The organism is Paraburkholderia sp. RL17-368-BIF-A (assembly GCF_046054045.1).
Classification (GTDB): Bacteria; Pseudomonadota; Gammaproteobacteria; order Burkholderiales; family Burkholderiaceae; genus Paraburkholderia; species Paraburkholderia graminis.
This window is the reverse complement of record NZ_JARESN010000015.1, coordinates 92,325-116,611: the sequence shown is the minus strand read 5'-3', so window position 1 is coordinate 116,611 and position 24,287 is coordinate 92,325. Positions and strand designations below refer to the sequence as shown.

General features: G+C 65.3%; 20 protein-coding genes and 1 riboswitch. Of the genes, 11 read left to right on the top strand and 9 right to left on the bottom strand.

Annotated features, from left to right (window positions below):
- Positions 1–43: 43 nt before the first annotated feature.
- Positions 44–4,747, top strand: coding sequence for a glutamate synthase-related protein (locus P0D87_RS23830; protein ID WP_053858816.1), 4,704 nt, complete (start codon positions 44–46; stop codon positions 4,745–4,747).
- Positions 4,748–4,906: 159 nt separating this feature from the next.
- Positions 4,907–6,376 carry a glutamate synthase subunit beta gene (locus tag P0D87_RS23825; protein ID WP_006052252.1) on the top strand — a complete coding sequence of 490 codons (1,470 nt, stop codon included), beginning with the start codon at positions 4,907–4,909 and terminating at the stop codon, positions 6,374–6,376.
- A 185-nt stretch (positions 6,377–6,561) separates the two neighbouring features.
- Here the strand turns inward: P0D87_RS23825 and P0D87_RS23820 are convergent, their stop codons facing one another.
- Together P0D87_RS23820 and P0D87_RS23815 are read right to left on the bottom strand one after the other, a co-directional pair.
- Complete coding sequence (locus P0D87_RS23820; protein WP_053858815.1) at positions 6,562–7,827, bottom strand: D-amino acid dehydrogenase; 1,266 nt, start codon at positions 7,825–7,827, stop codon at positions 6,562–6,564.
- A gap of 68 nt (positions 7,828–7,895) precedes the next feature.
- Complete coding sequence (locus P0D87_RS23815) at positions 7,896–9,155, bottom strand: MFS transporter (RefSeq protein ID WP_006052254.1); 1,260 nt, start codon at positions 9,153–9,155, stop codon at positions 7,896–7,898.
- A 417-nt stretch (positions 9,156–9,572) separates the two neighbouring features.
- On the opposite strand from P0D87_RS23815, the gene P0D87_RS23810 reads away from it, so the two are divergent.
- Positions 9,573–10,457, top strand: coding sequence for a tyrosine-protein phosphatase (locus P0D87_RS23810; protein ID WP_053858814.1), 885 nt, complete (start codon positions 9,573–9,575; stop codon positions 10,455–10,457).
- Between the two features lie 355 nt (positions 10,458–10,812).
- Here P0D87_RS23810 and P0D87_RS23805 read toward each other — a convergent pair whose 3' ends face one another.
- Together P0D87_RS23805 and P0D87_RS23800 are read right to left on the bottom strand one after the other, a co-directional pair.
- The gene (locus P0D87_RS23805; RefSeq protein ID WP_053858813.1) at positions 10,813–12,159 is read right to left on the bottom strand and encodes an ATP-binding protein; all 1,347 of its coding nucleotides are present in this window, start codon (positions 12,157–12,159) and stop codon (positions 10,813–10,815) included.
- Positions 12,156–12,896: a response regulator gene (locus tag P0D87_RS23800; protein ID WP_053858812.1), complete on the bottom strand. Its 741-nt coding sequence runs from the start codon at positions 12,894–12,896 to the stop codon at positions 12,156–12,158. The genes P0D87_RS23805 and P0D87_RS23800 overlap by 4 nt, the downstream gene beginning before the upstream one ends.
- Positions 12,897–13,358: 462 nt before the next feature.
- Here P0D87_RS23800 and P0D87_RS23795 point away from each other — a divergent pair, with 462 nt between their 5' ends.
- From P0D87_RS23795 to P0D87_RS23780, 4 genes are read left to right on the top strand one after another with little or no spacing between them, the layout of a single operon-like run.
- Positions 13,359–13,568, top strand: a complete 210-nt coding sequence (locus P0D87_RS23795; protein WP_006052258.1) for a hypothetical protein — start codon at positions 13,359–13,361, stop codon at positions 13,566–13,568.
- Between the two features lie 45 nt (positions 13,569–13,613).
- Positions 13,614–13,781, top strand: coding sequence for a DUF6726 family protein (locus P0D87_RS23790; RefSeq protein WP_321175810.1), 168 nt, complete (start codon positions 13,614–13,616; stop codon positions 13,779–13,781).
- Positions 13,782–13,784: 3 nt separating this feature from the next.
- A complete protein-coding gene (locus P0D87_RS23785; protein WP_171800583.1) occupies positions 13,785–14,504 on the top strand; it encodes a hypothetical protein in 720 nt (239 codons plus the stop codon).
- Between the two features lie 52 nt (positions 14,505–14,556).
- Complete coding sequence (locus P0D87_RS23780; protein WP_029971270.1) at positions 14,557–15,225, top strand: flagellar basal body L-ring protein FlgH; 669 nt, start codon at positions 14,557–14,559, stop codon at positions 15,223–15,225.
- 20 nt (positions 15,226–15,245) lie between these two features.
- On the opposite strand, the gene P0D87_RS23775 is transcribed toward P0D87_RS23780, so the two are convergent.
- From P0D87_RS23775 to P0D87_RS23755, 5 genes are all read right to left on the bottom strand, one after another.
- Positions 15,246–15,989: a response regulator gene (locus P0D87_RS23775; RefSeq protein WP_053858810.1), complete on the bottom strand. Its 744-nt coding sequence runs from the start codon at positions 15,987–15,989 to the stop codon at positions 15,246–15,248.
- 90 nt (positions 15,990–16,079) lie between these two features.
- Positions 16,080–16,721 (bottom strand): hypothetical protein, encoded by a 642-nt coding sequence (locus P0D87_RS23770; RefSeq protein WP_029971271.1) that lies wholly within the window; start codon positions 16,719–16,721, stop codon positions 16,080–16,082.
- A gap of 92 nt (positions 16,722–16,813) precedes the next feature.
- Positions 16,814–17,284 carry a hypothetical protein gene (locus tag P0D87_RS23765; RefSeq protein ID WP_006052265.1) on the bottom strand — a complete coding sequence of 157 codons (471 nt, stop codon included), beginning with the start codon at positions 17,282–17,284 and terminating at the stop codon, positions 16,814–16,816.
- A gap of 216 nt (positions 17,285–17,500) precedes the next feature.
- Complete coding sequence (locus P0D87_RS23760) at positions 17,501–18,301, bottom strand: SDR family NAD(P)-dependent oxidoreductase (RefSeq protein WP_053858809.1); 801 nt, start codon at positions 18,299–18,301, stop codon at positions 17,501–17,503.
- Positions 18,298–20,049 carry an ABC transporter ATP-binding protein/permease gene (locus P0D87_RS23755; protein ID WP_006052267.1) on the bottom strand — a complete coding sequence of 584 codons (1,752 nt, stop codon included), beginning with the start codon at positions 20,047–20,049 and terminating at the stop codon, positions 18,298–18,300. Before P0D87_RS23755 ends, P0D87_RS23760 begins: the two co-directional genes overlap by 4 nt.
- A gap of 416 nt (positions 20,050–20,465) precedes the next feature.
- Positions 20,466–20,589: riboswitch (TPP riboswitch) on the top strand.
- 219 nt (positions 20,590–20,808) lie between these two features.
- Here P0D87_RS23755 and P0D87_RS23750 point away from each other — a divergent pair.
- The 4 genes from P0D87_RS23750 to thiE all read left to right on the top strand — a co-directional run bounded on the left by P0D87_RS23750 (position 20,809) and on the right by thiE (position 24,259).
- A complete protein-coding gene (locus P0D87_RS23750) occupies positions 20,809–21,939 on the top strand; it encodes an FAD-dependent oxidoreductase (RefSeq protein WP_029971275.1) in 1,131 nt (376 codons plus the stop codon).
- A gap of 69 nt (positions 21,940–22,008) precedes the next feature.
- The gene (gene thiS / locus P0D87_RS23745) at positions 22,009–22,206 is read left to right on the top strand and encodes a sulfur carrier protein ThiS (protein ID WP_006052269.1); all 198 of its coding nucleotides are present in this window, start codon (positions 22,009–22,011) and stop codon (positions 22,204–22,206) included.
- A gap of 128 nt (positions 22,207–22,334) precedes the next feature.
- Entirely contained in the window at positions 22,335–23,150 is an 816-nt protein-coding gene (locus P0D87_RS23740; RefSeq protein WP_029971276.1) for a thiazole synthase, read from the top strand.
- Positions 23,147–24,259 (top strand): thiamine phosphate synthase, encoded by a 1,113-nt coding sequence (gene thiE / locus P0D87_RS23735; protein WP_082367035.1) that lies wholly within the window; start codon positions 23,147–23,149, stop codon positions 24,257–24,259. The genes P0D87_RS23740 and thiE overlap by 4 nt, the downstream gene beginning before the upstream one ends.
- The last annotated feature ends 28 nt before the right edge of the window (positions 24,260–24,287 follow it).

Genomic DNA, 24,287 nt, shown 5'->3' with positions numbered 1-24,287 from the left:
AACGGTTTAACGGCCTGTCCGGCCCCTCACAGACGGTGTCCCCATGAACGATCACCAGCAACCGGTTCACCCGGTTCCCGCCGCGCAAGGGTTGTACGACCCGCAAAACGAACATGACGCCTGCGGCGTCGGCTTCGTCGCTCATATCAAGGGCAGGAAAAGTCACGAGATCATCGAGCAGGGCCTGAAGATTCTGGAGAATCTCGACCACCGCGGCGCTGTCGGCGCCGATCCGCTCATGGGCGACGGCGCGGGCATTCTGATCCAGATTCCGGACGGTTTCTATCGCGAGGAAATGGCACGGCAAGGCGTGACCTTGCCGCCGTTCGGCGAATACGGCGTCGGCATGGTGTTCCTGCCGAAGGAACACGCATCGCGTCTCGCCTGCGAGCAGGAACTGGAGCGCACGGTCAAGGCCGAAGGTCAGGTCGTGCTCGGCTGGCGCGACGTGCCGGTCGATCACACCATGCCGATCTCGCCCACTGTGAAGGCGAGCGAGCCGCTGATCCGCCAGATCTTCATCGGCCGCGGCAAGGACATCATGGTGACCGACGCGCTCGAGCGGAAGCTGTATGTGATCCGCAAGACCGCGAGCCACCGCATCCAGGCGCTCAAGCTCAAGCACGGCAAGGAATACTTCGTGCCGTCCATGTCGGCGCGCACGGTCGTCTACAAGGGGCTGCTGCTCGCGGGTCAGGTCGGCGTGTACTACCGCGACCTGCAGGACGAGCGCACGGTGTCGGCGCTCGCGCTCGTGCATCAGCGCTTCTCGACCAACACGTTCCCGGCGTGGGAACTGGCTCACCCGTACCGGATGATCGCCCACAACGGCGAAATCAACACGGTGAAGGGCAACGTCAACTGGCTGAACGCGCGTACCGGCGCGATCGCGTCGCACGTGCTCGGCGACGATCTGCCGAAGCTGTGGCCGCTCATCTATCCGGGCCAATCGGACACGGCATCGTTCGACAACTGCCTCGAACTGCTCGTGATGGCCGGCTATCCGCTCGTCCACGCCATGATGATGATGATCCCGGAAGCCTGGGAACAGCACACGCTGATGGACGACAACCGCCGCGCGTTCTACGAATACCACGCCGCGATGATGGAGCCGTGGGACGGTCCCGCGGCAATCGCGTTCACCGACGGCCGTCAGATCGGCGCGACGCTCGACCGTAACGGCCTGCGTCCGGCGCGCTACATCGTCACCGACGACGACCTCGTCATCATGGCGTCCGAAGCGGGCACGCTGCCTATCCCCGAGTCGAAGATCGTCAAGAAGTGGCGTTTGCAGCCGGGCAAGATGTTCCTGATCGACATGGAACACGGCCGCATCATCGACGACAAGGAACTGAAGGACAACCTCGCGAACGCGAAGCCGTACAAGAGCTGGATCGACGCCGTGCGCATCAAGCTCGACGAGATCGAGCCGAAGGCCGAAGACGTCGCGACGGAACGCCGCGAAGCCGCCGCGTTGCTGGATCGTCAGCAGGCGTTCGGCTACACGCAGGAAGACCTCAAGTTCCTGATGGCGCCGATGGCGCAAGCCGGTGAAGAAGCCGTCGGTTCGATGGGCAACGACTCGCCGCTCGCGGTCATGTCCAACAAGAACAAGACGCTCTATCACTACTTCAAGCAGCTGTTCGCGCAAGTCACGAACCCGCCGATCGACCCGATCCGCGAAAACATGGTGATGTCGCTCGTGTCGTTCGTCGGTCCGAAGCCGAACCTGCTCGACACGAACAACATCAACCCCCCGATGCGTCTCGAAGTGTCGCAGCCCGTGCTCGACTTCAAGGACATCGCGAAGATCCGCGCGATCGATCAGTACACGGGCGGCAAGTTCAGCTCCTACGAACTGAACATCTGCTATCCGGTTGCGTGGGGCAAGGAAGGCATCGAGGCGCGTCTCGCGTCGCTGTGCGCGGAAGCCGTCGACGCCGTCAAGTCCGGCTACAACATGCTGATCGTGTCGGACCGCAAGACCGACCGCGACAACGTCGCGATCCCGGCGCTGCTGGCCACGGCCGCTATTCACACGCATCTCGTGCAGCAAGGTTTGCGCACGAGCACGGGTCTGGTCGTCGAAACCGGCTCCGCGCGTGAGACGCATCACTTCGCGCTGCTCGCGGGCTATGGCGCGGAAGCCGTGCATCCGTACCTCGCGATGGAAACGCTCGCGCAACTCGCGGCCGGCCTGAAGGGCGACCTGTCGGCGGAAAAGGCGATCTACAACTTCACGAAGGCGGTCGGCAAGGGCCTGCAGAAGGTCATGTCCAAGATGGGCATTTCGACCTACATGTCGTACACCGGCGCGCAAATCTTCGAAGCAGTCGGCCTCGCTGAAGACCTCGTGCAGAAGTACTTCAAGGGCACGTCGTCGAAGGTCGGCGGTATCGGTTTGTTCGACGTCGCCGAAGAAGCGATCCGTCTGCATCGCGATGCATTCGGCGACAACCCGGTTCTCGCGAGCATGCTCGACGCGGGCGGCGAGTACGCGTATCGCGTGCGCGGCGAAGAACACATGTGGACGCCGGATGCGATCGCCAAGCTGCAACACTCGGCGCGCAGCAACTCGTATCAGACGTACAAGGAATACGCACATCTGATCAACGATCAGACGAAGCGTCACATGACGTTCCGCGGCCTGTTCGAATTCAAGCTCGATCCGGCCAAGGCAATTCCGCTCGACGAAGTCGAACCGGCGAAGGAAATCGTCAAGCGTTTCGCGACCGGCGCCATGTCGCTCGGCTCGATCAGCACCGAAGCGCACGCCACGCTGGCGGTCGCGATGAACCGCATCGGCGGCAAGTCGAACACGGGCGAAGGCGGCGAGGACGAAAACCGCTATCGCAACGAACTGCGCGGCATTCCGATCAAGAACGGCGACACGATGAAGTCCGTCATCGGCGACGAAGTGATCGTCGACATTCCGTTGAAGGACGGCGATTCGCTGCGCTCGAAGATCAAGCAGGTCGCATCGGGCCGCTTCGGCGTGACGGCGGAATATCTCGCGTCCGCCGATCAGATCCAGATCAAGATGGCGCAGGGCGCGAAGCCGGGCGAAGGCGGCCAGTTGCCGGGCCACAAGGTGTCCGACTACATCGGCAAGCTGCGTTATTCGGTGCCGGGCGTCGGCCTGATTTCGCCGCCGCCGCACCACGACATCTATTCGATCGAAGATCTGGCGCAGCTCATCCACGATCTGAAGAACGCGAACCCGGCGGCGAGCGTCTCGGTGAAGCTCGTGTCGGAGTCGGGCGTCGGCACGGTTGCCGCGGGCGTTGCCAAGGCGAAGGCCGATCACGTCGTGATCGCGGGCCACGACGGCGGCACGGGCGCGTCGCCGCTGTCGTCGATCAAGCACGCCGGCACGCCGTGGGAACTCGGTCTCGCCGAAACGCAGCAGACGCTGGTGCTCAACCAGTTGCGCGGCCGTATCCGCGTGCAGGCCGACGGTCAGATGAAGACCGGCCGCGACGTCGTGATCGGTGCGCTGCTCGGCGCCGACGAATTCGGCTTTGCGACGGCGCCGCTCGTCGTCGAAGGCTGCATCATGATGCGCAAGTGCCATCTGAACACGTGCCCGGTCGGCGTAGCGACGCAAGATCCGGTGCTGCGTGCGAAGTTCAAGGGCCAGCCGGAACACGTCGTGAACTTCTTCTTCTTCGTCGCTGAAGAAGCACGCGAACTCATGGCGCAACTGGGCATCCGCAAGTTCGACGATCTGATCGGCCACGCCGAATTGCTCGACATGAAGAAGGGCGTCGAGCACTGGAAGGCGAAGGGTCTCGACTTCTCGCGCGTGTTCTACCAGCCGCAAGTGCCGGCCGAAGTCGCGCGCAAGCACGTGGAACAGCAGGATCACGGTCTCGATCGCGCGCTCGATCACACGCTGATCGAGAAGGCGAAGGCGGCCATCGAGAAGGGCGAGCATGTGTCGTTCATCCAGCCGGTGCGCAACGTCAATCGTACGGTCGGCGCGATGCTGTCCGGCACGATCGCGAAGAAGTACGGCCACGACGGCTTGCCCGACGACACAATCCACATCCAGTTGAAGGGCACGGCGGGCCAGAGCTTCGGCGCGTTCCTCGCGAAGGGCATCACGCTGGATCTCGTCGGCGACGGCAACGACTACGTCGGCAAGGGTTTGTCGGGCGGGCGGATCATCATTCGTCCCACGAACGATTTCCGCGGCAAGTCGGAAGAGAACATCATCTGCGGCAACACGGTGATGTACGGCGCGATCGAAGGCGAAGCCTTCTTCCGCGGCGTGGCGGGCGAACGTTTCTGCGTGCGTAACTCGGGCGCGACGGCGGTTGTCGAAGGCACGGGCGACCACGGCTGCGAATACATGACGGGCGGCACGGTGGTCGTGCTCGGCGAAACCGGGCGCAACTTTGCAGCGGGCATGTCGGGCGGCATCGCTTATGTGTACGACCCGGACAACACGTTCGCGGGCAAGTGCAACAAGTCGATGGTTGCGCTCGATCCGGTTCTGCAGCAGGCCGAACAGGAACGCACGGTCGACCGCGGCCTGTGGCACGCCGGCACCACCGACGAAGCGCTGCTGAAGGGTCTCGTCGAGCGTCACTTCCAGTTCACGGGCTCGCCGCGTGCAAAGGCGCTGCTCGAAAACTGGGACGCGTCGCGCCGTCAATTCGTGAAGGTGTTCCCGACCGAATACAAGCGCGCGCTCGGCGAAATGGCAGCGAAGAAAGCGAACAAGGAAGTGCTCGCCGCCTGAGCGCGGATTGAGCACTGACTGAACGCTGACTAAGCGCTGACTAAGCGCCGACCGCTCCCGCACAGTAGACGTCACCTTTAGCCGTACCCGCCGCCGCTCGACAATCCGATGCGCGGCGGGTCCAGATTACCCCTAGATACAGATAGAGAAGAGAACCACATGGGCAAGGCAACCGGTTTTCTCGAGTTCGAGCGCCGCCACGAGGCGTACGAAGCTCCGCTCACGCGTGTGAAGCACTACAAGGAATTCGTCGCGGCACTCACCGACGACGAAGCGAAGATTCAAGGCGCACGTTGCATGGACTGTGGCATCCCGTTTTGCAACAACGGCTGCCCGGTGAACAACATCATTCCGGACTTCAACGACCTGGTGTTCCATCAGGACTGGAAGACCGCGATTGAAGTGCTGCACTCCACGAACAACTTCCCGGAATTCACGGGCCGCATCTGCCCGGCGCCGTGCGAAGCAGCGTGCACGCTCGGCATCAACGACGACCCGGTCGGCATCAAGTCGCTCGAACACGCGATCATCGACAAAGCGTGGGCCGAAGGCTGGGTCGCGCCGCAGCCGCCGAAGCACAAGACCGGCAAGAAGGTCGCCGTGGTCGGTTCGGGCCCTGCTGGCCTGGCCGTCGCGCAGCAACTCGCGCGCGCGGGCCACGAGGTCACCGTGTTCGAGAAGAACGACCGCATCGGCGGCCTGCTGCGTTACGGCATTCCCGACTTCAAGCTGGAGAAGTGGCTGATCGACCGCCGCATGCGCCAGATGGAAGCGGAAGGCGTGACGTTCCGCGCCAACGTGTTCGTCGGCAAGGCGGACTCGCTGCCGCCGTACATCGGCAACACGGCGAAGGAAACCATCACGCCCGAGCAGTTGAAGGAAGACTTCGACGCGGTCGTGATCGCCGGCGGTTCGGAAACGCCGCGCGATCTGCCGGTGCCAGGACGCGAGCTGGAAGGCATTCACTATGCAATGGAATTCCTGCCGCAGCAGAACAAGGTCAACGCCGGCGACAAGGTCGCGAACCAGTTGCTCGCGAAGGGCAAGCATGTGGTCGTGATCGGCGGCGGCGATACGGGCTCGGACTGCGTGGGCACGTCGAATCGTCATGGCGCGAAGAGCGTCACGCAATTCGAACTGCTGCCGCAACCGCCGGAAGAAGAGAACAAGCCGCTCGTGTGGCCGTACTGGCCGATCAAGCTGCGCACGTCGTCGTCGCATGACGAAGGCTGCTCGCGCGATTGGGCGGTCGCCACGAAGCGCCTCGAAGGCAAGAACGGCAAGGTCGAAAAGCTGATCGCGGCACGCGTCGAATGGAAGGACGGCAAGATGGTCGAAGTGCCGGGTTCGGAGTTCGAAATGAAGGCCGACCTCGTGCTGCTCGCGATGGGCTTCACGCAGCCGGTGTCGCCGGTGCTCGAGGCGTTCGGCGTCGACAAGGATGCGCGCGGCAACGTGCGTGCTTCCACTGAGGGCGACAAGGCGTATTACACGTCGGTGGACAAGGTGTTCACGGCGGGCGACATGCGTCGCGGCCAGTCGCTCGTGGTGTGGGCGATCCGCGAAGGTCGTCAGTGCGCGCGTTCGGTCGATGCGTTCCTGATGGGTCATTCGGAACTGCCGCGTTAAACGTCTGTCTCGCCGCCAGCCAGGGTTTGCAGGAAGAGGTGGAGACGACGACGGTGCTTGCCTCGTGTTAAGCGGGCGGCACCGCCGAGAGCAGTGAGAACAAAGCCGGGCACCTGAGAAGGTGACCCGGCTTTTTAACGTGCGGTTTCTGCGTGCCTTAGTGCCTTAAATTGCGCAGAGACTAGCTACTTCCGATAACGCGCCAACGTCAGCCCGTCCAGATCGATCTCCGGTTCGCGCTGCGTGATCAGATCCGCAACCACACGCGCCGAGCCCATCGACATCGCCCAGCCCGTCGAGCCGTGGCCGAGGTTGAGCCACAGGTTGCCGATGCCCGAAGGTCCGAGCAACGGTGCGCCGTCGGGCGTCATCGGGCGGCGGCCGACCCAGAAATGCGCGGACGTCGGCGCCGCGGCGTGCGGAAACCAGTCGGCCAGCACTTTCATCAGCGTCTGCAACGCCTGCTCGCGCAGCGTCGCGTCGCGGTTGCCGAGTTCCGCCGTGCCGGCCACCCGCAGGTTGTCGCCGAAACGCGTGATCGCCGTCTTCAGCGATTCGTCCATGAGCGCGGCGCGCGGGGCCTTTTCGTCGTCGATCACAGGCAGCGTCGCCGAATAGCCTTTCACCGGATAGAGCGGCACCTTCACGCCAAGCGGCGCGAGCAACGCCGCACTGTCGACACCAAGCGCCACCACCACGCCGTCGGCCGGCACCGCCTCCGTGCCGCGCTCGCTTTCGACACGCACCGCGCGCACGACGCCGCCTTCCACGTCGAGCGATGTCACGCGCGTGTCGAAGCGAAAGCGCACGCCATGACGTTCGCAGATGGCGCGGAGTTCACGCGTGAAGCGCGCGCAGTCGCCGGCTTCGTCGTCGGGAAGATGGACGCCCGACACCGGCGTCGCGCGTGCCCAGCGCAGGCCCGGCTCGATGTCGACGCATTGCGCGGCGCTCACTTCCCGATAGGCGATGCCCGCGTCGCGCAGCACCGCGAGCGCCGGCTGCGCGAGTTCGACGTCGTACTCGCTGCGAAAGAGTTGCAGGTAGCCTTGGCTGCGGCCGTAATCGAACGGATGACGGCTGCGGAATTCGCGCAGACACTCGCGGCTGTAGTAAGCGATGCGCTGCATCCGCTGCTTGTTGACGCGAAAGCGCTCGAGCTCGCATTCGCGCAGCCAGCGCGCGATCCAGCGCCATTGAGCCGGGTCCAGCGTCGGCCGGAAAATCAGTGGCGAAGCGGGCTTGAACAGGTATTTGAGAATCTTGGCCGGCATGCCGGGCGCGGCCCACGGCGTCACATAGCCGGGCGCGATCACGCCCGCGTTGCCGAAGCTCGTGGCGAGCGCGACGTCCGGCTCGCGTTCGAGCAGCGTCACCTCGCAGCCTTGCTGGCGCAGGTAGAAGGCGGTGGCGACGCCGATCACGCCGCCTCCGAGAACAATCGTTTTCATGTGCTGTTATCAGGCAAATCAGCGGCGACGTCGGGTCGCGATCTCAGGTCGCAACTCAGGCCGCCATGTCATGCAGCAGGATGCGCCGCGCCGAGCACCTTGCCCTTCGTCTCAGGCAGGCACAAAGCGGCGACGATCACGAGCAGATAACCCGAACCGGCGACAATCCCCATTGCCTTCACGAGCGACATGCCCTGCGAAAGCGTGCCGACGAGAATCGGAAAGAACGAGCCGAAGCCGCGCCCCAGGTTGTAGCAGAAGCCCTGGCCCGATCCGCGAATCGCGTTCGGATACAGCTCCGACAGATACGCGCCCACGCCGGCGAAAATCCCTTGCACGACGATGCCGAGCGGAAAGCCGAGCGCGAGCATCATGCCGTCGGTGATCGGCAGCATCGTGTAGATCATGCCGAGCACGAACGAGCCGATCGCGAACAGGATGAACGACGCGCGCCGGCCGATCTTGTCGCACAGAATCGCGCCGACGATATAACCGGTGAACGAGCCGACGATCAGCACGATCAGATAGCCGCTCGTGTTGAACACCGACAGATGGCGCACAGTCTTCAGATAGGTCGGCAGCCAGGTGGTAATCGCGTAATAGCCGCCGAGCATGCCGGTGCATAAGGCGCTGCCGAGCAGCGTGGTGCGCAGATGAGGCAGCGAGAAAATCTGCAGGAAATGCGCGGTCTCCAGGCCGCTGTCGCGCGCGCGGCGCGTCTCGAGATAAATGTCCGGGTCGCTGACGTTGCGGCGAATGTAGATGATCCACGCCGCGGGCAGGAGGCCGATCCAGAAACAGGCGCGCCACGCGACTTGCTCCGGCAGCAACGCAAAGAACGCCCAATAGACGATGGCCGCGGCCGCCCAGCCGAACGACCAGCTGCTCTGCACGGTCCCGACGGCTTTCGCTCGATGCTGCGGCGAGCGTATCGTCTCGGCCATCATGATCGTCACGACCGACCACTCACCGCCGAAGCCGATGCCTTGCAGCGTGCGTGTCGCGAGCAGTTGCCAGAACGAATGCGTGAAGCCGGACAGAAACGTGAAGAGCGCGAAGGTCGCGATGGTCCATTGCAGCACGCGGATGCGGCCGTAGCGGTCGGCCAGAATGCCGGCGAGCCATCCGCCGAGCGCCGATGAAATCAGCGAACTCGTCGCGATCATGCCCGCTTCGCTTTTGCTCATGCCCCACGTCGCGATCAGCGTTGGAATCAGGAACGAGTAGATCATGAAGTCGAACGCGTCGACCGCGTAGCCGCCGAAACCCGCGTAGAGCGTGCGGCGTTCCCGCTGCGTCAATTCGGTGAACCATTGGAGAGAAGGCATGTTTGTTGTGTTCTCCTGGGCTTTTCTTGTGTGCGTGCGGCTCGAGGGGAGGTCTTTGTATTCTACGGGGCGAGGCGTCGTGCGGCCACTTGTGGTCAAAATTGGCAGCAGACGGTAAGCAGGGAGTAAGCAGCCGACAGGAGACGAAATGCCTAAGAGAATGGCTTAAGAAGCGCTTTTTCGCGCGTGATTGCAGCGGGCATATCGGAAGCGCGCGCGGCACGGGCAAAGACCAAGCTGACCGTTGCTTACGAACTAATACGTCGTAACCAAAAAAATATTGGAAACGTTAAACTGCGCCCGCAGCGCTCAGGCTGCACTTTTTTTACTCACCTCGCGCATGACACATCAGATCGCCTAATGCCCGCCACCGCGAAAAACTGTCCGGCAACTCGCCGCCACCTTGTTCCCCCGGCCATGCCCGCGCACTCGCTGGCGGCATGCGCGTCGCGACGGACGTTCCTGAAGCGCTCCGCCAGCGTGCTGCTGGTGTCCGGCGTGGGCAGCTCGCTGCTCTCCGCATGCGGCGGCGGCCTCGGCGACGAGCAGGGCGACACGCCGCGGCTTGCATCGGTGGACAATTTCCGCGATGTCGCGGGCGCTGCGGCCGGCTATCCGACCGTCGACGGCAAGAAGATGCGGCGCGGCCTCTTTTTCCGCGCGAATGTGCTGACGCTGAGCGTGGCCGATCAGACGGAAATGGAGCGGCTCGGCATTGCGAGCGTCTACGATTTGCGCACGCCGGGCGAGGTCGAACGAACCGCCGACATCGTTCCTCGCGGCGCGGTTTCGCAAACGCTCGATGTGCTCGGTGTGCGCGACTTCACGCCGCCGCCTTTCGATTCAGCCGCTGGCGCGACCGCGTTCATGGAGTCGCAGGCGCGCGGCTATGTGACCGGCGCGGCGCAGCGGGCGAACTTCGGCGCGCTGCTGCGCCAGCTCGCGGACGGCACGGGCCCGCAGCTCTTTCATTCCAACGCGGGTAAGGATCGCGCCGGCTGGGTTGCGGCGCTGCTGCAGAGCATCGCGAATGTGCCGCTCGATGTGATCATGCAGGACTATCTGCTGAGCAACGTCTACCGCGCGCAGGCCATCAGGTCGCTGAAGGAAACATTGCGCGCGCAGGACGGCGACGCGCTCGCCGCGATTCAGGAACCGTTGCTCGGCGTGCGGGAGAGTTTTCTGCAGGCTGGCTTCGATCAGGTGCAGACGAGCTACGGCACGATGACGCGCTATCTGACTGACGGGCTTGGCGTATCGGAGGCGGCTATCGAGAGCTTGCGGAGCCGGTTGGTTGTTTGATGTGGCGGCGAGGGAGCGGGTTAGGCGCGTGGGCTGAACGGGCTAGCTGAAAACAGCGGCTGAAGATGCGCGCCAAACGCGCGGGCCGAACACGCAGGCCGAACGCGCAGGCCGAACACGCAGGTCAAACACGCAGGCCGAACACGCAGGCCGAACACGCAGGCCGAACACGCAGTCAAAAAAAATCCGCCCCGGATACGCGGGCGGACTGAGAAGGGCGGCATCGAGGTTGCCGGGGTCGACTATAAGGCCCGCGGTCATGCGTTAGCCGATGCGGTAAGGCAGCGTAAGCGCGTGCCTTGCGCCGCGCCGCGCAGTGCGATCACGACCGCTACCGCTACCACGAGCCCACCTGTCATGTCGATGTCGACGCAGGCGCCGCCACCACCCCCACCGGCAACTCAATACACACTTCCAGACCGCCCTCGGCGTGATTGCGCACGTGGCAACGTCCGCCGCGATCGTGCGCGAGCCGTGCGACGATCGCGAGACCGAGACCGCAATGGCCTTCGCCGCCGCGCGCGGCGTCGAGCCTCACGAACGGCTTCATCGCGGCTGCGATGCGGTCGTCGGAAATGCCCGCGCCGTGGTCCCGCACGCTGATGACCCAATGTCCGTCGCTGCGTGCGGTGCGGATATCGACGGGCGGCGCGCCATGCTCGAGTGCGTTATCGACGAGGTTGGTCGCCAGCCGGTCGAGCAGCGTGCGCGGCAGCGTGAACGACGCGCCGGCACGCAGATCCAGCGCGAACAGCCGGGCTTCGCCGGCCGCGTCCTGCGAGCCCGAGCCATCGACGGCGCTGTCAATCACACTGTCACCCACACCATCACTATCCGAAAACTGCTCGCGCAGGAATTCATCGACCTGAACCGGCGGACCGGCATCGGCGGATTGACCGGCGAACTCCAGAAACTGCTGGACGATGTTAGTCAGCGAATCGACATCGCGAATCAGGCCGGCACGTTCGCTTTCCGCCACCAGCACGCTCGCGCGCAGCTTCAGGCGCGTGAGCGGCGCTTTCAGGTCGTGCGCGACGCCGGCGAGCATGACCGCCTGGTCGTCGCCGGCCTCGTTCAGGCGCCGCATCATGTCGTTGAACGAGCCGATCAGCTCGCGCAGTTCGCGCGGGCCTTGCACCGTCACCGGTTCCGGCCGGCCGCCCGAACCGAAGACGCGCGCGGCGTCGGCGACGCGCGACAGCGGACGCTGCATCTGCCACACCGCGAACAGCGACAGGATCAGCGCGGCGGCCAGCATCGAAATGGCTTCGATCAGAAAGCGCGGCGGCGGCGGCAGATCGACCGGCAGCACGACCCAGTTCGACTTGCCCGGAAACAGCACCCACAGTTGCGGCGGACGCAGATCGTCGACGGCAATCTGGGTGCCTGGCGGAAGCGTCTCACGCAGATGCTGCGTCAACTGAACAACCAGGTGCTCGGTGGGTTCGCGCAGATGGACGCTCGGCGGCATGTTCCAGGTCGGAACCAGATGCACGCGCATGGCCGGCGCGAGCGCGGCGCCCTTGATCGGCTCGCCGTTGATGGCCTGAAGCGCCAGCACGACGCCGCGCGCAAAGCCGTCGATCTCATGGCGCGGCGGCTGCATCACCACCAGCACGAACCAGCCGGCCTGAATCGCCAACAGCACCGCCGTCGAAAGCAACGCCATTCTGCCGAACAGCGTGTTCAGCGGGTTTCTCATGCGTTCGAGGCGGCCTCGTCGGAGAAAGGTGTGCCGTCGGCGTCGGGGACGAAAACATAGCCCTTGCCGCGCACCGTTTGCACGTAGCACGGATTGGACGGATCGTCCTCGATCACGCGCCGCAGACGCCAGATCGGCACGTCGAGGCTGCGATCGCGGAAGGCGAGGTTGTCGCGATGCACGAGGTCGTGAATCAGCACACGCGACAACACCTTGTACGGGTTGTTGACGAAGATCTTCAGTAGCGCGAACTCACTGTCGCGCAACGGCAGCTTCGTATCGGCGCGCGACAGCGAGCGTGTGGCGAAGTCCAGTTCGAACGGGCCGAACCTGTACGGCTTGCGGGCTTCCGGCGCGCTCGTGGTCGACGGCCCGCGACGGCGCAGCACCGTGTGGATGCGCGCGAGCAGTTCGCGCGGATCGAAGGGCTTGGTCAGATAGTCGTCCGCGCCGAGCGACAGCCCGACGATGCGGTCGGCCACCGTGCCGCGCGCCGTCACGAAGATCACCGGAATGTCGTCGCCGGCGGCGCGCAGCGCGGTGAGCGCGCGCAGGCCGTCGGTGTTCGGCATCATGATGTCGAGCACGACGACCGACGGCCGTTCGCGCTCGAGCCGGCGCTGGAGATGGGTGCCGTCATGCAGCACCGACACATCGAAGCCGTTCGACTGCAAGAACTTGCAAAGCAGATCGCGTACGACCGGATCGTCGTCGACGATAAGGACCTGTGGATTCATGGCGAAATTCTAGACCGGCGCGCGCGACGCGCGGCCGACTGTTTTCTTACCAATGCTTACCCGATGCGGTGCGAGTTTTTCGGCGCGATTCTGGCGCAATTGGGCGCAATGTTCGCACACGCGAGCGTAAGGCCCGTCAACCAAGGTTCACAGCATATTTCAGCACTGCCGCTTCTGGCAACGCGGGCGCGCGTGCGGGCCTCGCATTCGATGTGCGCACGCGGTATTTCTCGAAACAGTTTGCGCACAACGGGAAGTGCCGGAAAGCACTCGCAACGCGTCGTAAGCACCGTCGAAAAGCGCGCTTTTCTTCGTGCATCGGCGAGGCGTGGGCGGCGAGATGATTCGTCCTGCGATACGTCGCGCCGCATGCGGCAGAGCTTCGGGCTCTGATCCGGCGCACGCGGTGCGCGACCGACATCTTGCCAAACCCAGCCCAACCAGCGCCATGCGAGGCTCATCATGACTGTTCCCAGTAACCTCAATTCCACCCATTTTTCTTCGATTGCGCCCACCAAGGCGACGGAAAAACCGGCGTCCAACGGCAGTTCCGCAGCGACAAGCGGGAGCGGCAGCGGCAACGCGCAAGCCAAGGGCTCGGCGACTCAGCCGCAGCCGCAGCCGTCGGTGCCCGCGGGCCTCGTCGGCCATCACGTCAACACGACCGCCTGACGTACCGAGGCGCGCGTGTCGACATCAATAATTTCCGGGCGCCTCGTGCGCGCCGCTGCGTGGCTCGCGCTCGGCGCGGCGCTGTTGCCGCTCGACGGCTGCGCCGTTGCGGCGCTGCCTTGCCGGCTCACGTCGGCGACGCTGAAGATCATCCCGGTCGTCGGCCATGCGGCGGCCACGCCGTTCGACATCTGTTCATCCGCGATCGATTGAAACATGAGACCACAACGGATTGCCTGCGCGCTGGCGCTGCTGTGCGGCACATTCTCCCTGACCGTGCCGGCGCAGCCGGCGGCGCGCGACGCGGGCGCCGCAGCTTCGGCGCCGGCATCGAAGGACGCATTCGCCGACGCCCGCCGACGCGCGCAGGACACGCCATTCGCTTTCCGCGGCATCGCGCTCGGCATCACGCTCGATGAATTCCGCGCCGGTTCGAAAGTGCGTGCGACGCCGGTCGGCAGCGTGCCGGTCTGCGAGACGGACGTGCAGGCGGGCGCGCTCGGCATGCGGCTGAAGTCGCACGAGAGTCTGACCGTCGCGTGCCGGTGGGCGCATCGCGACGACAACGGTTGGGCGCTGTCGCAAGCGGTCGTCGACGGTGCGCCGGCGGCCGAGCATGTGCTGCGTTTCGCGCGCATCGAAGGGCAAAGCGCGCTGCGGCTCTACGAGATTTCCTTCGTGATCGACGAAGTCACCGCCGAAGATCTGCGCGACGCGCTCGCGGACCGCTACGGCCCGCCGCGTCATGCGACGCGGAACGTGTCGTCGCCGGGCGCGTTGCCGGTCTACGTGTGGGAAAACGCGGTCAGTTCGATCACGTTGTGTTTCCTGCCGGGCACGCGCAACGGCACGCTCACTTATCTGCTGAAGGGTTCGGACGCGTGGGTGAAGTCCGTCGTGCGGCAGTGGCAGGCGAGCGATGCAGAAGCCGGTTGATGCAGCGGCGCCGATGCGCGGATCAGCACCATTCAGCGAGGGAGTAAACCCGATGCCTACGCTACGTTTTTCCGTCGCGCTATGCGCGGCGGCATGTGTGTCCGCTTGCGCGAGCGGACAGAGGTCGATTGTCGAAACACCGATGGCGCCGCCGCTCGTGTCCGCGCCGCTGAACGTCAACACGCAGGGCGCGATCTATCAGGCGGGCACGCTGATGGTGCTGTACGAGACGCCGCGCGCGCAACACATCGGCGACGTGCTGACGATCCGTCTGTCCGAGTCGTATAGCGGGAACAACAGTTCGACGGCGGCCGCGAGCCGGGCGAGCAGCATCACCGCCGATGCCGCCGATAAATCGACGGGCGCCGCCGCGCGGCTCGCGAGGCTCTTCAACATCGGCTCGGCCAGCACGGAATTCAAAGGACAAGGCAGTCTCACCGACGCGAGCGCGATGACCGGCACGCTCGCCGTGACCGTGATCGGCACGATGCCGACCGGCAACCTGGTCGTGTCGGGCGAAAAGGTGATTTCGATGGGCGGCAACCGCGACCGCTTGCGGTTGTCAGGCGTGGTGAATCCTAAGGATATCGAAACAGGCAACTACGTCGCGTCGAGCAAGGTCGCGAATGCGCGCATCGAGCAGGCCGGCTCCGGCATGATCTCCGACGCGACGACGATGGGCTGGCTGCAGAGAATGTTTTTGAGCGTGCTGACTTTCTGAGGCGGCGTCAACGAACGCGCTCACTGCGCAGCCGCGCCCGCTCCGCGCTCGGCCGCGCCGATCTCGCCGTCCGGCACGAACACATAGCCGCGTCCCCACACCGTTTGCACATAGCGCGGCTCGGACGGATCGACTTCGATCAGCCGACGCAAACGCCAGATCGACACATCGAGACTGCGGTTGCGATGCGTCTCGCTATTGCCGTGCAGTTTTTCGAGCAGTTGCGCGCGAGTGAGGACGGTCATCGCGTGAGTGACGAACACTTTCAGCATTGCGAATTCGCTTGAGCGCAGCGTGATGCGTTCGCCGTCGCGGCGCAATTCACGCGCCGGGAAATTCACCTCGAAGCGGCCGAAGCGATACGGCGCGCGTTGCTCGGGCGCGCTCGGCGCAATCGAGCCGCGCCGGCGCAGCACCGTGCGAATCCGCGCGACGAGTTCACTCGGTTCGAAGGGCTTGCCGAGATAATCGTCCGCGCCGAGTTCGAGACCGATCACACGGTCGATCGGATCGGCGCGCGCGGTCAGCAGAATCACGGGAATGTCGTCGCCCGCCACGCGCAGCGCGCGCAGCGCACTGATGCCGTCGAGCTCGGGCATCATGATGTCGAGCACGACCAGCGCGGGACGCTCGTCCTGAAGTTTGCGCTGCAGCGCCATGCCATGTTCGAGCGTGGCAACCTTGAAGCCGCGCCCTTCGAGATACTGGCTGACGAGCTCACGTACGACGGGGTCGTCGTCGACGACCAGAATGGATTGGTTCATTCAGGTCATCTTAGTGATCCGCGCGCGCGCAGCAAAGCGGCTAACGCTTTCCAATCCTTTCTCGCGTAAGAGAAAGCAACCGGCATGCGGCTAGTTGACCTGCGAGGTCTGAATGGTCTGCCGTGTTTCGCGGCCGAAATCGGTCCGGTCGATCACCATCTTGTCGATCAACCCATTGAGCTTGGTCGACGCCGACGAGAAGCGGTCGCTGTTCAGGCCGCCCGTCTGGTAGCGCGCGGTGACGAGAATGCGGCCACTCTGCACGAGCGTCAGGTCGATGACCGACAGATACTGGATCGCGTCGTCGCTGAACGAGCGGCGGCCGTAGTCGATCGCCGCGTTGTAGACGAGGCGCGCCTCGCAGCCGGCGGGCGAGGTGCCGGGATTGTAGACATCCGAACGAATGCCGCGGCGATCGAGCGCGAGTTGCAGCGCCGGCACGAAATCGCCGACCGACACAGCAGTGTTCACTTCGATGCAAACGTGCCGCACATCCGCGGGACGGCCGCTCACGAAGGTCGGCGACGAATAGTTCGCGGCGATCGCGTAGCCGGCCTGGATCACGGAGCCAGTGGCGTCGGCTGCCTGGATCAGCGTCCACGCGCAGCCGTTCAGTCCGACCGTCAGCGTCGTACAGGCGACGAACCGCGCGCTCGGCCGCCGCAACCTGACCCAGGCCGCGCGAGGGGCTCGCGTCAAAGCGTTAGCGCGTGTGGTGGTCAGGAAGGTCATGAGGCGGAGCCAGGGCGATTAAGTCGATCATGGAGATCGACCGAGCGAAGCGAAATGCGGCGGAACGCGCATCGTCCTCGACGCGTCTGCATTCAGCGCGCGACGCGCAGCCGCAACTCGTTTTGCCCTTGCACGCTCGCAGTGACATTCACGCGCCGCTCGGCGGTCGTCACGATGAAATGCTGGCGCGTCGGCGTGTTCACGTCATGCACGACGTTCGGAAAGCACGCGGCGATGTCGGCGCCGATTTCCTCGAGCGGATCGTTGACGACACCGTCGGCTTGCCAGTGCGCGCGCCAGTGGCAGTCGTACGCGTGCGCGTTGGCGCGGCAGTCTTCGGCGCTCGCGACGCCCGGCAGTTGCGCGGCCGGTTGCGTGTGCAATTGCTTGTAGTCGGATGCTTCGACGATGTGCCTGAGCGCGGGGCACACGTCGGCGGGTTCGTTCGGCGGCGTGGTTTGCGCGGCGTGAGCAAGATGAGCGGCACTTCCGAGCAGCACCGCTGCGGAGAGAGCGAGGCCGAGCCGGTGAATCGAAGGATAAGAGCGGCGATCGAATGACATGAGCGAGAGTCCGTTAGCAGTGGATGGCGTGCGGGCCGCAGGGGACGGCGCGCACGACTATCGTCGCTGTTTCGGGCTCGTTTCAAAGGGCTGAAAAGCTTGCCCGCTTCGCAAATGCTTTCGAGGTGTTCTCGCGCGTTTCGGGATCTTGCCGCGGCTCGCGCGAATGTGAGTACGGGTGCGAGTGCGTTGGCGAATTGCGCGCGGCGGTGTGAATCAGCCGAGCGTCAGTCCGCCGTCGACGTGGATCACCTGGCCGGTGATGTGACGCGCCTCGTCGGAAAGCAGGAAGGCGATCAGCGCGGCAATGTCGGCGGGCTCGGCGATGTGGCCGAGCGGTGTCGATTCCGCGGCACGCGTCCACACGGCGGCGTTATCGGCGCTCGGTCCGCGGTCCTTGCGCGTATAGCCGGGCGCGACGCAATTCACGGTCACGCCATGCGGCGCGAGTTCGGCGGCTGCGGTTTTCGCGAGCGACTCGAGCGCCGCCTTGGCCGCGGCGGTCGCGGCAAACGGCGTATCCGCGCGATAACGATGCGCGACGAACGAACTCAACGCGATCACTCGGCCTCGCTTCGAGGTTTCCAACGCAGGCGTTGCGCGCTTCACGAGCGCCGCGAAGGCGGCGGGCATCGCGGCGAATGCGGCGCCGAGCACATCGGAATCGAGCGCCTGGAGCGTCTGGCGCTGCGCATGGCCCGCGTTCGCGACCAGTTGATCGAGTGCGCCGAAGTTCGCGAGCGTTTGATGCACCACGTGTTCCGCGGCGCCGCGCTCGGCGAGGTCGCCCGTCACCGTTGCGCAGGCCGCGCCGTTCGCGCTGCAGTCGGCGGCAACCTGCGTGAGACGCTCGCGCGACTCGCGCTCGGCGCCGCGTGCGTGCAGCATCAGCGCGGTGCGCGGCGCGGCGATCCGCCGGGCCAGCGCCGCGCCGATGCCGGAGCCCGCGCCGGTGATCAGCACGACGCGGTCAAAGCCCGCACTGGCTTCGCTCGCTGCGGCGCTCTCCGGGTTCATGCCGCGACCGCTTCGCCGGCGCGCTCGACTTCGAGCGTTTCGTCATGGAACGCCGCCAGCGATTCGCGATGCGCGACGCTGACGATGGCCGCCTTCGGCAGCCGCTCGGTGAAGAGGCGATAGAGACGCGCTTCGTTCTCGGCGTCGAGCGCGCTCGTCGCTTCGTCGAGGAACAGATAGTCGGGCTTGTGCAGCAGCACGCGCGCGGCGGCGAGGCGCTGTTGCTCGCCCGGCGAGAGCACGCGCGTCCAGTGCGCGGATTCCTGCAAACGGTCCGCGTATTGCGACAAGTGGCAAACGACGAGCGCCTCGCGGCATTCCTCGTCGGTATACGTGTCGGCCGCCGACGGATACGCGAGCGCCGCCTTCAGCGTGCCGATCGGCATGTAGCTCACTTGCGGAATGAACATCATGCGGGCGTTGACCGGCGCGTCGATCGCGCCATCGCCGAACGGCCACAAGCCGGCGAGCGCGCGCATCAGCGTGCTCTTGCCCGAGCCGGACGGCCCGCGCACGAGCCAGCGCGAGCCCGGATGAATCACGATGTCGCGGATGCGCGAGAGCGGGCTGCCGTTCGGAAGCGCGAGCTGGAGGCCGTCGGTGGAGAGCTTGTCGGCGTCGACGAAATGCAGGTTGATGCCGCCGTGCGCGGTGGCCGGCGAGACGGATTCCTTCAGACGCGGCGCATGCACGACCCGCTTGAATTCGCGCAGACGGTTGACCGTGGCGCGCCATTCGACCAGCGTCGAGTAACTGTTGATGAACCACGAGAACGAATCGCTGACCGTGTTGAATGCGCTGGAGATTTGCATCAGCACACCGAACGTGAAGGCGCCCGCGAAATAACGCGGCGCGGCGACGACGAGCGGAAAGATGATCGCGATCTGACCGTAGAAGCTCAGCACGAAGGTGAGCCGCTTCGTGTACTTCATGACCTGCCACCAGTTATCGCGGATGCGGCCGAACAGCGAATGGGCGTTGGTCTTCTCCGTGTCCATGCCGTTGTAGAACGCGATCTGCTCGGCGTTCTCGCGCAGACGGATCAGGCCGAAACGGAAATCGGCCTCGACTTTCTGCGCCTGATAGTTGATCGGCACGAGCGGATGACCGACTTTCTGGATCACGAGCGAGCCGACCACTGCGTACAGCGCGGCTGCCCACACCATATAGCCGGGAATGTGCAGCGGCACGCCGCCGAGCGTGATGGTCAGCGCGCCGGCCAGCGCCCACAGGATCGTGATGAACGAGACGAGCGTGACGACCGTGGACAGCAGATCGAGTGTTAGCGACAGCGTGGTGGTGGCGAACGACTGCAGGTCGTCGCTGATCCGCTGGTCGGGGTTGTCGGCGAGGCGGTCGCGCTCGATCCGGTAAAACGCGCTGTCGTGCAGCCACTCGTTCAGATAGCGCGTGGTCAGCCACTGACGCCAGCGAAAGCCGAGCATCTGGCGCATATAGCGTCCGTACACCGCGAGGATGATGTAGCCGAACGCGAGCCCGGAAAAGATCATCAGCAGATGCGGGAAGTCGCGTACGTTCTTGGTTTGCAGCGCGTTATAGAAGTCGGCGCTCCAGCGGTTCAGGCGGACGTTGATCCACACCACCGCGAGGTTCATCGCAATGATCGCGATGAGCATGCCCCACGCCGTCTTTTTTTCTTCCGACACCCAGTAAGGCTTGATGAGGCTCCATGCGGAGACTTTCTCGTCGGGCGGCAGCGCGGGGCTGACAGAAGTATTCGTTGTCATGAGCGTCCTGGGAGTGCTGTTCGATTCGGGCCGGTCCACGCGGGCCGACCCCTCGCGGGTCTTCGTATCTGTCGTGTCTTGTCTGTGCGTATCTGCGCGGTCACGGCGGCTGACGGCCGGGCGCCGCGGCGACTGCCGATTCTGGCGCGAAGCCCTTAAGCGAAAATTAATTCGCGGCGCCGGCGCGAAGCCGGCAGTCATTGCTGCCGCCTCTGCGCGAGCGCCGCCGCGACATAACCGCCGACCGTTCGCGCGATGCCGCGTTTTCCGCGTCATCTCTCGTGGCATTGTGCCAGAGCGGTGGGCCGCTCATCCGGCTAAAGCGTAAGGCGCAAAAGGTGGTGCCGGATCAAGCCGCGCGCGGCGCGATGCGCCGCTCGTTTGCGAGCGCCGCGCCTTTTATGGTCTAATGACCTTCGACGAAACAGGGGTGCTTTGCACTTGAGCGGCGTGATTCTCACGCTGCGGCTGCGAGGCTGAGAGAGACCCTTTGCACCCGATCCGGGTAATACCGGCGCGGGAAGTTTCCGGAAGCAGCCAGTCTTCCATTCCCCGCCGGGCGGCGTACTTCATTGGAGTACGCATGTTGCCTGGCCGGCCTTGCCCGCCGGTTTCGTCCTGGGTACGCGCTTTTTGTCGGCCGTACGGAAAGGACTCGATGACCGCCTATTGTTCAGTTATGTGTTTTGCTCCTTGTCGCGCCGTTCTTGACGCGCGCTGCATTGCTTTTGTCCGTCGTATCGAAGCGGAGCGCGCACGATGAGCCGCGCCGCACAACCCGATTTCGCTGTGCTCGGCGGCGGTCTGTGCGGGCGCCTCGTCGCGTGGCGGCTCGCCGGAGAAGGACATCGCGTGGCGCTTTATGAGCGCGGCGACGCCGACGGCTCGCAGGCTGCCGCGTGGGTCGCGGCCGCCATGCTCGCGCCGCTTGCCGAAGCCGCCAGCGCCGAACTTCTGATTACGCGTCTCGGCGCCGCATCGCTCGAAACCTGGCCGCAAGTGCTGGCCGGGCTGCCCGAGCCGGTGTTTTTCCAGCGCAATGGCACGCTCGTCGTCTGGCATCACGCGGATCGGACCGAGGCGCCGTTGTTCGAAAGACGGGTGCGCTCGAACGCGCCGGCCGAACTGCTGGACGGCGGCTTCGTCACGCTGGCCGGCGCGCAACTCGGTGCCGCCGAACCTGCGCTCGCGGGGCGCTTCAATCAGGGCTGGCTGCTGCCGCGCGAAGGTCAACTGGACAATCGCCAGGTGCTGCGCGCGTTGGCGGCGGGTCTCGGGCAACGCGGCGTACAAACGCATTGGAATACGCCCGTGCTCGATGGGGCGCTGCCGCCTGCGCGCATCACCATCGACTGCCGCGGTCTCGGCGCGAAACCCGTGCTGCCGACGCTGCGCGGCATCCGCGGCGAAGTCGCGCGCGTGCACGCGCCCGGCATTAATCTGACGCGGCCGGTGCGGCTGCTGCATCCGCGCTATCCGCTCTACATCGCGCCGAAGCAGGACGATTTGTATGTGATCGGCGCCACCGAGGTGGAAGGCGAGGACATGTCGCCCGTCAGCGTGCGATCCGCGCTGGAGCTGCTGAGCGCGGCGTTTTCCGTGCATCCGGGCTTCGGCGAGGCGCGCATTCTCGAACTGAATTCGCAGTGCCGTCCGACCTTGCCCGATCATCGGCCGGCGCTATTGTGGGACGGCGCGCAGACGCTGCGCGTGAACGGGCTGTACCGGCATGGCTACATGATCGTGCCCGAGGTCGCCGACGAAGCCGCGCGCTTCGCGGCGGCGCTGCTGGACGGACGCATCGGCGACGCCGACGCGTTCGCGGACTGGCGGCGCGCCGCGCGCTGGAGCGAACTGTTCCACGAGCAGCGCGCGCGGGAGCCCGCGTGAGCACCGGTTGCCGGCGCGACGCTGCGAACGCCTGCGCAATTGCCATCGACTGAACCGTATTCGAACACCATGGACATTCATATCAATCAGAAGCCGTTGTCGCTGCCCGAGGGCGCGACTGTCGCCGATGCGCTCGCCGCGTACGGCGCGCGGCCGCCGTTCGCCGTCGCGCTGAACGGCGATTTCGTCGCGCGCACGCAGCATGCGGCGCGTGCATTGCAGCCGGGCGACAAGCTGGACGTCGTGCAGCCCGTGGCCGGCGGTTGAGCGCGTTGCCGCGCCAAGCCAAGCCAGCCGTTCACGCAATCGCAGACGAGCGAACACGACCACGCACGACCACGCACGATCACGAGAATCGCCGCCCGCCCCGCCTTGCCGGAGACCAGATGATGCAAATGACTTCCCCCCAAACCGCCGACGCGCTCACGCTCTACGGCCAACCCTTCGCGAGCCGGGTGCTACTTGGCACGTCGCGCTATCCGTCGCTGCAATCGCTGTCCGATTCGATCGACGCCGCGCGCCCCGGCATGGTGACCGTCGCGCTGCGCCGGCAGATGAACGAAGGCGGCGCCGAAGCCGGCTTCTTCGATCTGCTCAAGCGCCACGGCGTGCCGCTTTTGCCGAACACGGCCGGTTGCCTGACCGTCGGCGAGGCGGTAGCGACCGCGCACATGGCGCGCGAAATCTTCGAAACCGAGTGGATCAAGCTCGAACTGATCGGCGACGACTACACGCTGCAGCCCGATCCGGTCGGCCTGATCGAGGCGGCGGCGAAGCTCGTCAAGGACGGCTTCAAGGTGCTGCCGTATTGCACCGAAGACCTGGTGATCGGCCGCCGTCTGCTGGACGCCGGCTGTGAGGCGCTGATGCCGTGGGGCGCGCCGATCGGCACCGGCAAGGGCGTGATCAATCCGTATGGCTTGCGAGTGTTGCGCGAGCGGCTGCCTGACGTGCCGCTGATCGTCGACGCAGGGCTCGGCGTGCCGTCGCACGCGGCCCAGGTGATGGAGTGGGGTTTCGACGGCGTGCTGCTGAACACGGCGGTGTCGCAGGCCACGCATCCCGACGCGATGGCGCGCGCGTTTGCGCTGGGCGTCGAAGCGGGCCGTCAGGCGTTTCTCGCCGGACCGATGGCAGAGCGCGAAAGTGCGCACGCGAGCACGCCGGTGGTCGGCATGCCGTTCTGGCATCAGGACGGGAGCGCCGCATGACGCAGACCCTGGCCCTGAAAGACCGCGACCTGTTCTGGCCGCCCGCCGACGAACTCACCGAAGCGACCGAACGCATCCGCGCCCGTCTCGGCGACTGGCCGCCGACGCACGCGCCGTGGCGCATCTGCCTGACCGCGCCGGATCAGCCGAATGGCGGCGATCTGATCGTGCTCGCCGATGCCGCGCGGCACGGCGAACAGATGGCGCGCTGGCTCGTGCAGGGCGCCGCGGTGGTCGAGGCCGCCGAGAACAAGGCGACGCTGCATCTCGGCGGTGAAAAGTACCGTCTGGAAGGTCATCTCGCGGAAGACTGGATTCCCGCGCTCGCCGCGTTCCTCGACTGCGGTTTCGATCCGCACGACGCGCTCGTGCTGGCGCTCGCGTGGCGCGACGGCGACGAAACGCGGACCAACGCCGCGGGCGACTCCTTCCCCTGCGATCTGGCTGCCTTTCCGCGTCTTGCCGGTTTGCCGCAAGCGCCGGCGCAGCCGTTCCTGCGCTGCCCCGAGCGGCTCGGACTCTATCCGGTGCTGCCGAGCGCCGAGTGGGTCGAACGCGTGGTCGGCTACGGCGTGAAAACGGTGCAACTGCGCCGCAAGTCCGCCCATCCCGCCGACGAGCTTCAGCGCGAGATTGCCCGCTGCGTGGCGGCGGGAAAGCGGCACGACGCGCAGGTTTTCATCAACGATCACTGGCAGGCCGCGCTCGATGCGGGCGCCTACGGCGTGCACCTCGGCCAGGAAGACGTGCACACGGCGGATCTGGCGGCGCTGGCCGCGGCTGGCATCCGGCTCGGTCTGTCGACGCACGGTTTCTACGAAATCCTGAAGGCGCTGCACTTCCGTCCGAGCTACATCGCGCTCGGCGCGGTGTTCCCGACCACGACGAAAGTGATGCCGACCGCGCCGCAGGGTCTGAAGCGCCTCGCGCGCTACGTCCGGCTGCTGGACGGCGTCGTGCCGCTGGTGGCGATCGGCGGAATCGATTTGCAGGTGCTGCCCGAGGTTCTCGCGACGGGCGTCGGGTGCGCGGCCGTGGTGCGCGCAGTCACCGAAGCGTCTGATCCGGCGGCCGCCGTTGCCGCACTGCAACAAGCTTTTACGCAATAATCGTCATGATTGGTTAAGGGACAGGGCG

Coding starts and splice junctions, on each gene's coding strand:
- P0D87_RS23830 (WP_053858816.1), top strand. CDS start 44: ATGAACGATCACCAGCAACCGGTTCACCCGGTTCCCGCCGCGCAAGGG.
- P0D87_RS23825 (WP_006052252.1), top strand. CDS start 4,907: ATGGGCAAGGCAACCGGTTTTCTCGAGTTCGAGCGCCGCCACGAGGCG.
- P0D87_RS23820 (WP_053858815.1), bottom strand. CDS start 7,827: ATGAAAACGATTGTTCTCGGAGGCGGCGTGATCGGCGTCGCCACCGCC.
- P0D87_RS23815 (WP_006052254.1), bottom strand. CDS start 9,155: ATGCCTTCTCTCCAATGGTTCACCGAATTGACGCAGCGGGAACGCCGC.
- P0D87_RS23810 (WP_053858814.1), top strand. CDS start 9,573: ATGCCCGCGCACTCGCTGGCGGCATGCGCGTCGCGACGGACGTTCCTG.
- P0D87_RS23805 (WP_053858813.1), bottom strand. CDS start 12,159: ATGAGAAACCCGCTGAACACGCTGTTCGGCAGAATGGCGTTGCTTTCG.
- P0D87_RS23800 (WP_053858812.1), bottom strand. CDS start 12,896: ATGAATCCACAGGTCCTTATCGTCGACGACGATCCGGTCGTACGCGAT.
- P0D87_RS23795 (WP_006052258.1), top strand. CDS start 13,359: ATGACTGTTCCCAGTAACCTCAATTCCACCCATTTTTCTTCGATTGCG.
- P0D87_RS23785 (WP_171800583.1), top strand. CDS start 13,785: ATGAGACCACAACGGATTGCCTGCGCGCTGGCGCTGCTGTGCGGCACA.
- P0D87_RS23780 (WP_029971270.1), top strand. CDS start 14,557: ATGCCTACGCTACGTTTTTCCGTCGCGCTATGCGCGGCGGCATGTGTG.
- P0D87_RS23775 (WP_053858810.1), bottom strand. CDS start 15,989: ATGAACCAATCCATTCTGGTCGTCGACGACGACCCCGTCGTACGTGAG.
- P0D87_RS23770 (WP_029971271.1), bottom strand. CDS start 16,721: ATGACCTTCCTGACCACCACACGCGCTAACGCTTTGACGCGAGCCCCT.
- P0D87_RS23765 (WP_006052265.1), bottom strand. CDS start 17,284: ATGTCATTCGATCGCCGCTCTTATCCTTCGATTCACCGGCTCGGCCTC.
- P0D87_RS23760 (WP_053858809.1), bottom strand. CDS start 18,301: ATGAACCCGGAGAGCGCCGCAGCGAGCGAAGCCAGTGCGGGCTTTGAC.
- P0D87_RS23755 (WP_006052267.1), bottom strand. CDS start 20,049: ATGACAACGAATACTTCTGTCAGCCCCGCGCTGCCGCCCGACGAGAAA.
- P0D87_RS23750 (WP_029971275.1), top strand. CDS start 20,809: ATGAGCCGCGCCGCACAACCCGATTTCGCTGTGCTCGGCGGCGGTCTG.
- thiS (WP_006052269.1), top strand. CDS start 22,009: ATGGACATTCATATCAATCAGAAGCCGTTGTCGCTGCCCGAGGGCGCG.
- P0D87_RS23740 (WP_029971276.1), top strand. CDS start 22,335: ATGACTTCCCCCCAAACCGCCGACGCGCTCACGCTCTACGGCCAACCC.
- thiE (WP_082367035.1), top strand. CDS start 23,147: ATGACGCAGACCCTGGCCCTGAAAGACCGCGACCTGTTCTGGCCGCCC.